At 64.7% G+C, this 13,267-nt stretch carries 10 protein-coding genes and 1 pseudogene; 6 read left to right on the forward strand and 5 right to left on the reverse strand.

Going from position 1 to position 13,267, the window contains the following annotated elements:
• Positions 1-82 precede the first annotated feature (82 nt).
• Positions 83-1,303, forward strand: a complete 1,221-nt coding sequence (locus ABX298_RS17755) for a winged helix-turn-helix domain-containing protein (RefSeq protein ID WP_367393405.1) — start codon at positions 83-85, stop codon at positions 1,301-1,303.
• On the opposite strand, the gene ABX298_RS17760 is transcribed toward ABX298_RS17755, so the two are convergent.
• Positions 1,284-2,630, reverse strand: coding sequence for a class II 3-deoxy-7-phosphoheptulonate synthase (locus tag ABX298_RS17760; protein WP_003247094.1), 1,347 nt, complete (start codon positions 2,628-2,630; stop codon positions 1,284-1,286). The genes ABX298_RS17755 and ABX298_RS17760 overlap by 20 nt on opposite strands.
• Positions 2,631-2,746: 116 nt before the next feature.
• On the opposite strand from ABX298_RS17760, the gene ABX298_RS17765 reads away from it, so the two are divergent.
• Entirely contained in the window at positions 2,747-3,502 is a 756-nt protein-coding gene (locus ABX298_RS17765; RefSeq protein ID WP_367393406.1) for a spermidine synthase, read from the forward strand.
• Positions 3,503-3,908: 406 nt separating this feature from the next.
• Positions 3,909-5,622 (forward strand): annotated as a pseudogene (locus tag ABX298_RS17770) (DEAD/DEAH box helicase).
• 151 nt (positions 5,623-5,773) lie between these two features.
• Here the strand turns inward: ABX298_RS17770 and ABX298_RS17775 are convergent.
• Complete coding sequence (locus ABX298_RS17775) at positions 5,774-6,541, reverse strand: class III extradiol ring-cleavage dioxygenase (protein ID WP_367393407.1); 768 nt, start codon at positions 6,539-6,541, stop codon at positions 5,774-5,776.
• Between the two features lie 101 nt (positions 6,542-6,642).
• Here ABX298_RS17775 and ABX298_RS17780 point away from each other — a divergent pair, with 101 nt between their 5' ends.
• Positions 6,643-7,293, forward strand: coding sequence for a thiopurine S-methyltransferase (locus tag ABX298_RS17780; protein ID WP_317409395.1), 651 nt, complete (start codon positions 6,643-6,645; stop codon positions 7,291-7,293).
• Positions 7,294-7,462: 169 nt separating this feature from the next.
• On the opposite strand, the gene htpX is transcribed toward ABX298_RS17780, so the two are convergent.
• Complete coding sequence (gene htpX, locus ABX298_RS17785) at positions 7,463-8,350, reverse strand: protease HtpX (RefSeq protein ID WP_003259721.1); 888 nt, start codon at positions 8,348-8,350, stop codon at positions 7,463-7,465.
• A 289-nt stretch (positions 8,351-8,639) separates the two neighbouring features.
• On the reverse strand, positions 8,640-9,851 hold the full coding sequence (locus ABX298_RS17790; RefSeq protein WP_023661072.1) for a pyridoxal phosphate-dependent aminotransferase: 1,212 nt from the start codon (positions 9,849-9,851) through the stop codon (positions 8,640-8,642).
• Between the two features lie 167 nt (positions 9,852-10,018).
• Between ABX298_RS17790 and msrB the strand changes: the two genes are divergently transcribed.
• Both msrB and ABX298_RS17800 read left to right on the forward strand, forming a co-directional pair.
• On the forward strand, positions 10,019-10,414 hold the full coding sequence (gene msrB, locus ABX298_RS17795; RefSeq protein ID WP_085590101.1) for a peptide-methionine (R)-S-oxide reductase MsrB: 396 nt from the start codon (positions 10,019-10,021) through the stop codon (positions 10,412-10,414).
• Positions 10,415-10,427: 13 nt separating this feature from the next.
• Positions 10,428-10,916, forward strand: a complete 489-nt coding sequence (locus tag ABX298_RS17800; protein WP_015269382.1) for a glutathione peroxidase — start codon at positions 10,428-10,430, stop codon at positions 10,914-10,916.
• Here ABX298_RS17800 and ABX298_RS17805 read toward each other — a convergent pair.
• The gene (locus ABX298_RS17805; protein WP_075044108.1) at positions 10,906-13,263 is read right to left on the reverse strand and encodes a response regulator; all 2,358 of its coding nucleotides are present in this window, start codon (positions 13,261-13,263) and stop codon (positions 10,906-10,908) included. The genes ABX298_RS17800 and ABX298_RS17805 overlap by 11 nt on opposite strands.
• Positions 13,264-13,267 lie beyond the last annotated feature (4 nt).

Genomic DNA, 13,267 nt, shown 5'->3' on the forward strand with positions numbered 1-13,267 from the left:
GCCCGCTCCCACAGGTACTGCACAATGTGGGAGCGGGTTCACCCGCGAAAGGGCCGGAACAGACACTACAAGGAGTTCAGGCTTGCCCCTCAAGCTGTCCATCAACCAGGCCCGCCGCCTGGCCCTTTCTGCCCAAGGTTTCGGCAAACAGCCGGAATCGGTGCCGACCCTGCCAGCACTCAAGCGCATGCTGCAACGCCTGGGCGTGTTGCAGATCGATTCGGTCAACGCCCTGGTCCGCTCCCACTACCTGCCGCTGTTCTCCCGGCTGGGCAACTACTCGCCTGCCACTCTCGACCAGCTCGCCTGGGGCAGTGGCCGCCAGCGCCTGTTGTTCGAGTACTGGGGGCACGAAGCCTCGCTGCTGCCGCTGAGCCTGTACCCACTACTGCGCTGGCGCATGGCCCATGCCGCCGATGGCCGTGGCATCTATCGCCAGCTCGCGCAGTTTGGCCGTGAACGCCAGGATGTGATCGCCCGGGTACTGGCAGCGGTCCGCGAACAGGGCGCCCTTGGCGCGGGCAGCCTGTCCACCCGCGAGGAGCGGGCTGGCCCCTGGTGGGACTGGAGCGAGGAAAAGCACGCGCTGGAATGGCTGTTCGCCGCTGGGGAGGTGACGGTCGCTGGCCGGCGCGGCTTCGAGCGGCTCTACGATGTACCGGAAAAGGTCCTGCCGAGGTCGATCCTCGACCAGCCACTGCCCAGCGAGACCGAGGCGCATCAGGGCTTGATGCTGCACGCCGCCACCGCCCTGGGCGTAGCCACCGAGCGCGACCTGCGCGACTACTTCCGCCTGGACCCGGGGCAGGGCAAGGCGGCACTGGCCGAACTGGTGGCTGATGGCCGCCTGCAAGCGGTCGAGGTGCAGGGTTGGAAGCAGCTTGCCTACTGCGCCGGCGCGCCGCGTATCCCCCGGCGCATCCAGGCCAGCGCGCTGTTGTCGCCGTTCGATTCACTGGTCTGGGAACGCAACCGTACCGAGCGCTTGTTCGACTTCCGCTACCGCCTGGAAATCTACACACCGGCGCACAAGCGGGTGTACGGCTACTACGTGCTGCCGTTCCTGTACCGCGAACACATCGCCGCGCGCGTGGACCTGCGCGCCGAGCGCGCCCAGGGGCAACTGGCAGTGCACGCCGTGCATGTCGAGGCAGGCGGCCTGGACGAAGAGGGTTACCAGGCCCTGGCCAGCAACCTGCTGCGCCTGGCCAGCTGGCTGGGGCTGGAGAGGGTGCAACTGAACTGCCCGCGTACCGAGGGCAGCCAGTTGCGCCAGGCGTTGCTCAGCGCCGCACCTGCTTGAGGGTTTCGGCAATCAGGAACGCCAGCTCCAGGGACTGGTCGGCATTCATCCGCGGGTCGCAGTGGGTGTGATAGCGATCGGACAGCGCATCCTCGGTGATCGGCCGGGCACCGCCGATGCATTCGGTGACGTTCTGCCCGGTCATCTCGATGTGGATGCCGCCGGCATGGCTGCCCTCGGCCTGGTGCACCTGGAAGAACTGTTTCACCTCATCCAGGATCTGCGCAAAGTCGCGGGTCTTGTAGCCGCTGCTGGCCTTGATGGTATTGCCATGCATCGGGTCGGAGCTCCACAGCACCTTGCGCCCTTCGCGCTCGACCGTGCGGATCAGCCCCGGCAGGTGGTCGCCGACCTTGCCGGCGCCCATGCGCACGATCAGGTTCAGGCGCCCGGGGTCGTTGGCCGGGTTCAGCGTGTCGATCAGGCGGATCAGTTCTTCGGGGTTCATGCTCGGGCCAACCTTCACCCCGATCGGGTTGTGCACGCCACGCAGGAACTCCACATGGGCTCCGTCCAGCTGGCGGGTGCGGTCGCCGATCCACAGCATGTGCGCCGAGCAGTCGTAGTAGTCGCCGGTCAGGCTGTCCTGGCGCACGAAGGCTTCTTCATAGTTCAGCAGCAGTGCTTCGTGGGCGGTGAAGAAGCTGGTTTCGCGCAGCTGCGGCGCGCTGTCCAGGCCGCAGGCGCGCATGAATGCCAGGGTTTCGTCGATGCGGTTGGCCAGCTGGTGGTACTTGTCGGCCAGCGCCGAGTTGGCGATGAAGTCCAGGTTCCACTTGTGCACCTGGTGCAGGTCGGCAAACCCGCCCTGGGCGAAGGCGCGCAGCAGGTTGAGGCTGGCAGTGGCCTGGTGGTAGGCCTGCAGCAGGCGCTCCGGGTCGGGGATGCGGCTTTTCGCGTCGAAGCCGATGCCGTTGACGATGTCGCCACGGTAGGCGGGCAGGGTGATGTCGCCGATGGTTTCATCGCCCGATGAGCGCGGCTTGGCGAACTGCCCGGCCATGCGCCCGACCTTGACCACCGGGCAGCCGGCGGCGAAGGTCATGACGATGGCCATCTGCAGCAGCACCTTGAAGGTGTCGCGGATTTTCGCCGCCGAGAACTCGGCGAAGCTCTCGGCGCAGTCGCCACCCTGCAGCAGGAAGGCGCGGCCTTCGGTGACCTCGGCGAACTGCCGGCGCAGCTCGCGCGCCTCGCCCGCGAACACCAGCGGCGGGTAGCTGGCCAGGGTCTGTTCGACCTTCAGCAGGTGCGCGGCATCGGGGTAGGTCGGTTGCTGCTGGATCGGCAGGGCGCGCCAGCTGTCGGGGCTCCACGGTTGGTTCATCTCGGGCTCGGTCTTGTCGGTTGTAGGCTATGGGCCATGGTAACAGTTGGCGCTGCGCTTGTTGCATCGAGGGTGTTGACGGACAATGCGCGTTTTTGCGCGGGTGGGTGGTGAGCATGACGGCGGAACGGGAAGAGCGGCTACTGGCACGGGTGGAGGACGCCTTTGGCGTCATCAGCGTGTATGAAGTCGACGACTACCGCTTTCTGGAATTCGGCGATGCGATCGAGCAGAGCTGCGTGTTCACGGCCGACCCCAGTTGGCTGGAGTATGACTATACCCGCGCCATGCTGGTGGGGGCGCTGTGCCACGAGCAGCCGGAGAGCGCGCTGTTTCTCGGCCTGGGTGCCGGCACGCTGACCCAGGCCTGCATGAAGTTCCTGCCGCTGGACGACATCGAAGCCATCGAACTGCGCCCGGACGTACCGCGCCTGGCCATGGAGTACCTGGGCCTGGACGACGACCCGCGGCTGTATGTACGCATCGGCGATGCCCTGGAGCTTTTGCCCACGGCGGAGAAGGCCGACCTGCTGTTCGTCGACCTGTACACCGACCATGGGCCGGGGGTGGGCCACCTGGCGTGGAACTTCCTGGAGAACTGCCAGCAGCAGCTGAACCCGGGTGGTTGGCTGGTGATCAACCAGTGGGCCACCGACGATGGCAAGCCGCTGGGCGCGGCGTTGCTGCGCGGGTTGTACCACCGGCATTACTGGGAGCTGCCGGTGAAGGAGGGCAATGTGATCCTGCTGGTGCCGGCGGACCTGGAGCAGACGCTGGACCTGGATGGGCTGAAAGCCCGGGCCCAGGCGCTGGCGCCGCGCCTGGGGTACAGCCTCGAGGGGCTGATCCGCGAGATTCGGCCGGCTACCTGATGAATCTGTGGCGAGGCTGCTGGCCCTATCGCCGGCAAGCCAGCTCCCACACCGACCGCGTTGGCCTCAAGCCATGCGCTGTCCCTGTGGGAGCTGGCTTGCCGGCGATGAGGCCGATACAGGCAATAAAGAATTATCGATTCAGCTCCAGGTGATTGATGGCCCGACACTGGCCAGGCACCCTGAAAATATTCCTCACGTCTGCGCACGATTTCGGGTATAGTACGCGCCGGTCTTTTAGCGGACCGCAAAATCAGGTGGTGCAAACCCTCCGAGTCCAGCTTCGGCTGCACGTCCGCTAGGCGGACTTTCCCACGTTTTCTTTTTCAATCGTTTTCGCAAATCCCCGCCGCCAAAGCTGCCTGGGTGACCTGTCGGTCTTTCATGGCTTGTGCAGCTTTGGAGCATGGGTCTTTGCGGATGCACCTAGAGGCAGACCCATGACCCAGGAAACCGGCGGCTTCGCCGCTCTCGATCTCAATCCGAATATTGTTGCTGCCGTTCTGGCGACCGGCTACGAAGAGCCGTCCGCCATTCAGCAACAATCGATCCCGATCATCCTCGCCGGTCACGACATGATCGGCCAGGCGCAGACTGGCACCGGCAAGACCGCTGCCTTCGCCCTGCCGATCCTCAACAAGATCGATGTGAGCAAGCGCGAACCGCAAGCCCTGATCCTGGCGCCAACCCGTGAGTTGGCGCTGCAAGTTGCTACCGCTTTCGAAACCTACGCCAAGCAGATGCCGGGCGTGAACGTGGTCGCCGTCTACGGTGGTGCCCCGATGGGCCCACAGCTGCGTGCGATCCGCAACGGCGCGCAAATCGTCGTGGCCACCCCGGGCCGTCTGTGCGACCACCTGCGTCGTGACGAAAAAGTCCTGTCGACCGTGCAGTACCTGGTACTGGACGAAGCCGACGAGATGCTCAAGCTGGGCTTCATGGACGACCTCGAAGTGATCTTCGATGCCATCCCCGCCAGCCGCCAGACCGTGCTGTTCTCCGCCACCCTGCCGTCGTCGATCCGTTCGATCGCCGAACGCCACCTGCGCGAGCCCAAGCACGTCAAGATCCAGAGCAAGACCCAGACCGTTACCGCGATCGAGCAGGCCCACCTGATGGTCCACGCCGACCAGAAGATCCCGGCTGTGCTGCGTCTGCTGGAAGTGGAAGAGTTCGACGCGCTGATCGCCTTCGTGCGTACCAAGCAAGCCACCCTGGACCTGGCCTCCGCGCTGGAAGCCAAGGGTTACAAGGCTGCCGCGCTGAACGGCGACATCGCCCAGAACCAGCGTGAGCGCGTGATCGACTCGCTCAAGGATGGCCGCCTGGACATCGTTGTCGCTACCGACGTCGCTGCCCGTGGCCTGGACGTACCGCGTATCACTCACGTGTTCAACGTCGACATGCCGTACGACCCGGAGTCCTACGTACACCGTATCGGCCGCACCGGCCGTGCCGGTCGCGATGGCCGTGCACTGCTGCTGGTCACCCCGCGTGAGCGCCGCATGCTGCAGGTGATCGAGCGCGTAACCGGGCAGAAAGTTGCCGAAGCCCGCCTGCCGAATGCCCAGGCCGTGCTGGACGCCCGCATCAAGAAGCTGACCTCGAGCCTGGCGCCGCTGGTTGCCGAAGCGGAAGCCACCCACGGCGAGCTGTTCGACCGCCTGACCGCCGACCTGGGTTGCAGCGCGCGTGCCCTGGCTGCTGCCCTGCTGCGCAAGGCCACCAATGGCCAGGCGCTGGACCTGGCTGCGGTAGAGCGTGAGCAGCCGCTGGTGCCGAGCTTCGCCCCGCGTGGTGAGCGTACCGAACGTGGTGAGCGTGGCGAGCGGCCGGAGCGTGGTGACCGCGAGCGCCGTGCGCCGATGCCGCTGGCCGAAGGCCGTGTGCGTTGCCGTACTGCCCTGGGTGCCCGTGACGGCATCGCTGCCAAGAACCTGCTGGGCGCGATCCTCAACGAAGGTGGCCTGGCCCGTGACGCCATTGGCCGCATCCAGGTGCGCGACAGCTTCAGCCTGGTCGAGCTGCCGGAAGATGGCCTGGAGAAGCTGCTGTCCAAGCTCAAGGACACCCGCGTGGCTGGCAAGCAGCTGAAGCTGCGTCGCTACCGCGAGGATTGATCCTGGCGCAATGAAAAAATCCCCGGCTTTGGCTGGGGATTTTTTTTGCCTGTGCGATCTCTTCGCGGGCTTGCCCGCTCCCACAGGTGCATCACAGCTCTCAAGACCTGTGGAGGACCTGTGGGAGCGGGCAAGCCCGCGAAGAGGCCCTTCAGTCGAACCGATAAATGTCCATCCCCAACGCCCCCAAGGTAAACCCTTGGTGCACCACCCCGAACTTGCCCCCAGCCCCCAGGGCAAAGAACAGCGGCAGGAAATGCTCATCACTGGGATGGTTACGCACCGCAAACGGCGCCTGCTGCCGATAACCCAGCAACGCTTCCTGATCATCGGCCCGCAGCTTTTCCACCACCCAATCCCTGAACGCCAGTGCCCAAGGCTCGATCACATCCGGCCCGGCATGCCAGTCCAGTTCGCCCAGGTTGTGGGTAATGCTGCCCGAGCCGATCAGCAGCACGCCCTGGCCGCGCAAACCCGCCAACGCCTGGCCTACCTTGACCTGCAGCGCCGGCCCCATGTGGCTGGGCAGTGAAACCTGCATCACCGGAATATTCGCATCCGGGTACATCAGCGACAGCGGTACCCAGGCGCCGTGGTCGAACGGCCGCTGCGCGTCCAGCCGGGCAGGCAGCCCGGCAGCCTTCAGCAATTCACTGACCTGGCCGGCAAGGGTGGGGTCACCCGGCGCCGGGTACTGCACCGCATACAGCGCCGGTGGGAAACCGTAGAAGTCATGCCAGGTCTCTGGTCGTGCGCTGCCGGTAACCAGCAGTTCGCGGCTTTCCCAGTGCGCCGACACCACCACGATCGCTTTCGGCCGGGGCAGGGCGTTGGCCAGCCCGGCCAGCGCCGGCCCGCTGGCGCCGGGTTGCAGGGCCAGAATGGGGGAACCATGGGAAATGAACAGGCTGGGCAGCATGGCAGGGTCCTGACGGTTAAGATGCACTCATCTTCGATCAACTACAGATCGAAATCCAAACCAACTTTTACCGACAAACCATCTAAAAATCGGGAGTGATCATGGAGCCAGCGTTCTGGCAGCAGCGGTGGGCCGACAACCAGATCGGCTTTCACCAGGCGCAGGTGAACCCCTATCTGCAGAAGTATTGGCCAACGCTTGGCCTGGCGCCGGGTAGCCGCGTGCTGGTGCCGTTGTGCGGCAAGAGCCTGGACCTGGCCTGGCTGGCCGGGCAGGGGTACCGCGTGTTGGGCGTAGAGCTGTCGCGGCGGGCGGTGGAGGCATTCTTCCGCGAGCATGGGCTTGAAGCCGAGGTGCAACAGCGCGGGGCTTTCGAGGTTTGGCGCAGTGGTGACGTTGAGCTCTGGTGTGGGGATTTCTTTGCGTTGCAGGCAGAGGATATCGGCGACTGCGCGGGGCTGTATGACCGGGCGGCGCTGATTGCCTTGCCGCCGCAAATGCGTGTGGCTTACATGCAGTTGTTGTCGGGCTTGCTGCCGGCGGGTTGCCAGGGGGTGGTGGTGACTCTGGATTATGATCAGGCTTTGTTGGGCGGGCCGCCGTTTTCGGTCGGGGATGAAGAGCTGCGGCAGGGGTTTACCGGGTGGCAGGTGGATGAGTTGGAGGCTGTGGAGGTGATTAAGGAAAGCCCGAAGTTCTTGCAGGCCGGGGTATCGAGTTTGTTGGAGCGGGTGTACCGGGTTAGCCGATGACAGGTGTGTAGCCTGCAGCGGCCCTTTCGCGGGTGAACCCGCTCCCACAGGTACTGCACAATCCTCAAGGTGTGTGGTGAACCTGTGGGAGCGGGTTTACCCGCGAAGAGGCCGGCACAGGTGTACAAAAAAGGGCGACCGAAGTCGCCCTTTTGTTTTACCGGTTGGATCAACCGCGACGGCGCAGGGCCTCGATACGGTCTTCCAGCGGCGGGTGGCTCATCAGCAGCCCGGCCAGGCCGTGCTTCAGGCCACCATTGATGCCGAAGGCCTTCATGGTGTCGGGCATGTGCACCGGCAGGCCTTGCTCCACGCGCAGGCGCTGCAGGGCGCCGATCATCGCCGCGGTACCGGCCAGCTGTGCACCGGCTTCGTCGGCGCGGTATTCGCGGCGGCGCGAGAACCACATCACGATCATGCTGGCCAGAATGCCCAGGATCAGCTCGGCAACGATGGTCGCCACGTAGTAGGCAATGCCCTGGCCTTCTTCGTTCTTGAAGATCACCTTGTCGACGAAGTTGCCGATGATGCGTGCGAAGAACATCACGAAGGTGTTCACCACGCCTTGCACCAGCGCCAGGGTGACCATGTCGCCGTTGGCCACGTGGCCGATCTCGTGGGCCAGCACTGCCCGCACTTCATCGGGCGAGAAACGCTCCAGCAGGCCCTGGGATACGGCGACCAGCGCGTCGTTGCGGTTCCAGCCGGTGGCGAAGGCGTTGGCCTCGTACGCCGGGAAGATACCCACCTCGGGCATCTTGATGCCCGCTTCACGGGACAGCTCTTCGACCGTTTGCAGCAGCCACTGTTCGTGGCGGGTGCGCGGCTGGCTGATGATCTGGGTGCCGGTGGTCATCTTCGCCATCCACTTGGAGATGAACAGCGAGACGAGGGAGCCGGCAAAGCCGAACACGGCGCAGAACACCAGCAGGCTGCTGAGGTTCAGGTCGACCCCGTTGGCGGCCATGAACCCGTTGAAACCGAACAGGCTCAGGGTAATGCTTGCAACCAGCACCACCGCGAGGTTGGTGGCTACAAACAACAGAATGCGCATCATGGTTGTTACGTTCTCCTGACGGATGAGTTGTCGCTTACTGCGGGGTATATAAGGGGCCTGCCGTGCCGATTCAATCGGGCGACTATTTCAAACTGTGTACGGCGGAGTATGGCAGAGGATGGCGCGGGGGCTGTGGGATAGAGCGTTGCAGGATGTAAGAAACATCCTGTGGGAATGTTGGGGCTGCGTTGCAGCCCATCGCCGGCAAGCCAGCTCCTACAGGGGACCCCACAATCTTCAGCCTGTGGAGATCCTGTGGGAGCTGGCTTGCCGGCGATGAGGCCGGTACTTACTGCGAATAAGTCCGCAGGAAGTTGCCGATCCGGCCAATCGCCGCCTCCAGGTCATCCACCCGCGGCAAGGTGACCACGCGGAAATGGTCCGGCCACGGCCAGTTGAACGCCGTGCCCTGAACGATCAGCAGCTTCTCCGACAGCAGCAGGTCGAGCACGAACTTCTCGTCGTTGTGAATCGGGCAAACCTTCGGGTCGATCTTCGGGAATGCATACAGCGCACCCATCGGCTTGACGCAGCTAACGCCCGGGATGTCGTTCAGCAGTTCGTAGGTGCGGTTGCGCTGCTCCAGCAGGCGGCCCGGTGGCAGCACCAGGTCGTTGATGCTCTGGTAGCCGCCCAGCGCGGTCTGGATGGCATGCTGGGCCGGCACGTTGGCGCACAGGCGCATGTTGGCCAGCATGTCGATGCCTTCGATGTAGCTTTGCGCGTGGTGCTTGGGCCCGGAGATGATCAGCCAGCCGGAACGGAAGCCCGCCACCCGGTACGACTTGGACAGGCCGTTGAAGGTCAGGCACAGCAGGTCGGGGGCCAGCGAGGCGGTGCTGATGTGCACGGCTTCGTCGTACAGGATCTTGTCGTAGATCTCGTCGGAGAACACCACCAGGTTGTGCTGGCGGGCCAGTTCCAGCATGCCCAGCAGCAGCTCTTTGGAGTACACCGCGCCGGTCGGGTTGTTCGGGTTGATGATCACCAGGGCCTTGGTGTTCGGGGTGATCTTGGCCTTGATGTCCTCAAGGTCGGGGAACCAGTCGGCCTGCTCGTCGCACAGGTAGTGCACCGGCTTGCCGCCGGCCAGGCTCACGGCGGCGGTCCACAGCGGGTAGTCGGGGGCCGGGATCAGCACTTCGTCGCCGTTGTTGAGCAGCGCCTGCATCGACATCACGATCAGCTCGGACACACCGTTACCCAGGTAGATGTCCTCGATGCCGACGCCTTCGATCTGCTTCTGCTGGCAGTACTGCATCACCGCCTTGCGCGCGCTGAACAGGCCCTTGGAGTCGCTGTAGCCCTGCGCGGTGGGCAGGTTGCGGATCACATCCTGGAGGATTTCGTCAGGCGCCTCGAAGCCAAACGGCGCCGGGTTGCCGATGTTCAGCTTGAGGATGCGGTGGCCTTCCTCTTCCAGGCGCTTGGCGTGCTTGAGCACTGGGCCGCGAATGTCGTAGCAGACATTGGCGAGCTTGTTCGATTTGCTGAACTGCATGATGGGATCCCGATTGAGAAAACGCGCTACGCCCCGCCGAAAGGTTTGAAAGGGCAGGAAGCGGGTGCCAGACTGAACGCCTGGCACACGAAGCCAACTAATATACGTGCCACCCGCGCCCCGGAAAAGACGGTGCGCAGTGAAATTCAGCCTGCCGAGGTCCCTACATGCAAAAGATCGAGAAAACCCTGGAACAATGGCGGTCGATGCTCGACCCCGAGCAGTACCAGGTGTGCCGCCTCAAGGGCACCGAGCGGCCGTTCAGCGGCAAGTACAACAGCGAGCGCCGCGACGGCATCTACCATTGCATCTGCTGCGGCCTGGCACTGTTCGATGCGCAGACCAAGTTCGATTCCGGCTGCGGCTGGCCGAGCTTCTACGCCCCCATCGAGGAGAGCGCGATGATCGAGATCCGCGACACCTCCCATGGCATGATCCGCACCGAAGTCACCTGTGCCCGCTGCGATGCGCACCTGGGCCACGTGTTCCCCGATGGCCCGCCACCGACCGGCCTGCGCTACTGCATCAACTCGGTGTGCATCGACCTGCGCCCGCGCGACTGACCGGAGCCCGACCATGGCTGGATCGATACTGGACATCCCCTGCGTGACCCTGGGCGGCGAGCACAAGAAACTCGGCGACTTCCCCGGCAAGGCGTTGCTGGTGGTCAATACCGCCAGCCAGTGCGGCTTTACCCCGCAGTACAAGGGCCTGGAGCAACTGTGGCAGGCCTACCGCGCACGCGGCCTGGTGGTGCTGGGCTTCCCCTGCAACCAGTTCGGCAAGCAGGAGCCGGGCGATGCACGGGAAATTGCCCAGTTCTGCGAGCGCAATTTCGGCGTGAGCTTCCCGCTGTTCCGCAAGGTCGAGGTCAACGGCCCAGGCAGCCACCCGCTGTTCGTCGAACTCAAGCAGCGCGCCCCGGGCATTCTGGGCAGCCAGAAGATCAAGTGGAACTTTACCAAGTTTCTGGTCGACCCGGCCTCTGGCCAGGTAACGCGCTACGCCCCCACCACCAAGCCGCAGGCCCTGGAAGCGGACATCGAGCGCCTGCTCAGCCGTTGACCGGCACCCAGTGGTCGACCAGCGCCAGCAGCTCTTCACGGCGGAACGGCTTGGCCAGGTAGTCGTTCATGCCCGCTGCCCGGCAGCGCTCGCGCTCTTCGGGCATGGCGTTGGCGGTAAGGGCAACGATCGGCAGGTCGGGCCAGCGGCCGCTCTGGCGGATGCGCCGGCTGGCCTCGTAGCCATCCATCACCGGCATGTTGCAGTCCATCAGTACCAGGTCGAACTCGTCCTGTTCCAATAGCTCCAGGGCCTCGGCGCCCTGGGTGGCCAGTTGTACCTGGCAGCCGAGCTTGGCCAGCATGCCCTTGGCCACCAGCTGGTTCACCGGGTTGTCCTCCACCAGCAGGATGCGCGCGCGGCCTTGTTCCAGGGTGATGGCCGGGGTGTCCAGCGGGTGTTCGGGCTCGTGGCCCTGCAAGGTGCGGCGCAAGGTCTGGTACAGGGCGTTGCGCGCCAGCGGCCGGGCCAGCTGGTGCAGGGGGGCGAGGGTGACCGACTGTTCGCTGGGCAGAAAGTTGCCGTAGGCGGTCACCAGCAGGATCGGTGTCTTCAGTGCCGGGCGCAGTTCGAACAGCTGGTCCAGGCTGTCGGTGATCAGCAGGTCGATGGCCGTGGCGTCCAGCCCCGCGCTGCTGTCATGGTGCTGATAGGCAAGGCCCCAGGCGGGCAACAGGTCCTGCAGCAGTTCATCGAGCCCGCTGCCGGCCGCGCTCAGCGCCGCCACGCGCCCGTGCAACGGTGCCGGCGGGATGGCTTCGGTGTGCACCGCCAGCGGCAGCTCGGCGGTGAAGCGGCTGCCGAAGCCCGGGTCGGACTTGATATGCAGGTGGCCCTGCATGGCCTTGCACAGGTTGCGTGTCAGCGCCAGGCCCAGGCCGGTGCCGCCGTACTGGCGGGTGATGCCGGCGCCGGCCTGGGTGAACGGCTGGAAGATCCGCGCCTGGGCTTCTTCGGGGATGCCGATGCCGGTGTCGCGCACTTCCAGGCGCACACCGCCGACGATGGTCGCCAGGCGCACATCCACGCGGCCGAAGCGGGTGAACTTGAGGGCGTTGGACAGCAGGTTGCTGACGATCTGCCGTACCCGCGTGGGGTCGCCAAGCACGCTGCTGGGGAAGTCGCGGGCGATCAGGCAGGTCAGCTCCACGCTTTGCGCGGTGTTCTGCGACAGCAGGTTGGCGGTGTCCTCGACCATCGAGCCCATGTCGAACGGAATGCGCTCCAGCTCCAGCTGGCCGGCATCGAACTTGGACAGGTCGAGAATATCGTTGAGCAACTCCACCAGCACCTTGCCCGAGTCATGGGCTATCGCCAGCTGCTGGCGTTGCTCGCTGGGCAGCGGGCTGTCGAGGGCAAGGGCGATCATGCCGAGCATGCCGTTGAGCGGGGTACGGATTTCGTGGCTCATGTTGGCGAGGAAGGCGGCGCGCGCCTGGGCCATGTCCAGCGCCCGGCGGCGGGCTTCTTCCAGCTCCTGGTTGGACAGGCTCAAGCTGCTGTTGCTGGCCCTCAGCTCGTTGGTGCGTGCCGAGACGATATCTTCCAGCTCGTTGAGGTACTGGGTAAGGCGGTTTTCCGCGGTGCGCCGCTGCTCGATCTCGGTGGCCATGCTGACGAATTGCTGGTTGGCGACCTTCACCAGTACGCCGATCTCGTCGTGTTCGTGGCCGTGCGGGCAGGCCACGCGGGTTTGCCGGGGCTTGCGCGGGTCGCTGCCGCTGAGCGCGCCGATCACCGTCACCAGCGGCTTGGTCAGCATCATGTAGAACAGCGCCAGGAGAATGCCGGTCAGCACCAGGCTGCGGGCGAAACCGTTGAGCAGGGTGATGCCGGCACGGTCGAGAAAGCGGCTGCCGAAGGCGTAGGTGTCAACCTCCAGGTACAGGGTGCCGAGATATTCCTCGGGCATGTGGGTCAGGTACAGGCGTTCCTTGAACTGGCGCTGGTCGCCGAACAGGAAGTCGCTGAGCGGCCGGTAGCGGTCCTGCAGGCGCGGCCGTTCGACGTCGGCCAGCACTGTTTCGTTGTTGTCGATCAGCCGCGCACGGATGATCGCCGGCGATTGCAGCAGGCCGCGGGTCAGCTCCAGGGCCAGTTCCGAGTCGATGTTGTAGGCGATGCGCGAAGCCGGGTTGTGGCTGATTTGCAGCAAGGCGCGCACTTCACGGTTGATGGACGCGTCTTCGCTGGCATAATCGATGCCGATCTGGATGAGACTGAGCAATGTTCCCAGGATGAAGCCGACCAGGACTGTCAACCGGGCTTGCTTGTATGACAGGCGATTGGTGAACTTGATATCCATGTGTCCCGAGCCGGTTTCACGTCCCTTGCGCTGCGCAAGCATAGCC

Origin of the sequence: Pseudomonas sp. X4 (assembly GCF_040784925.1) — a bacterium.
In the GTDB taxonomy this organism is placed as follows: domain Bacteria; phylum Pseudomonadota; class Gammaproteobacteria; order Pseudomonadales; family Pseudomonadaceae; genus Aquipseudomonas; species Aquipseudomonas putida_Z.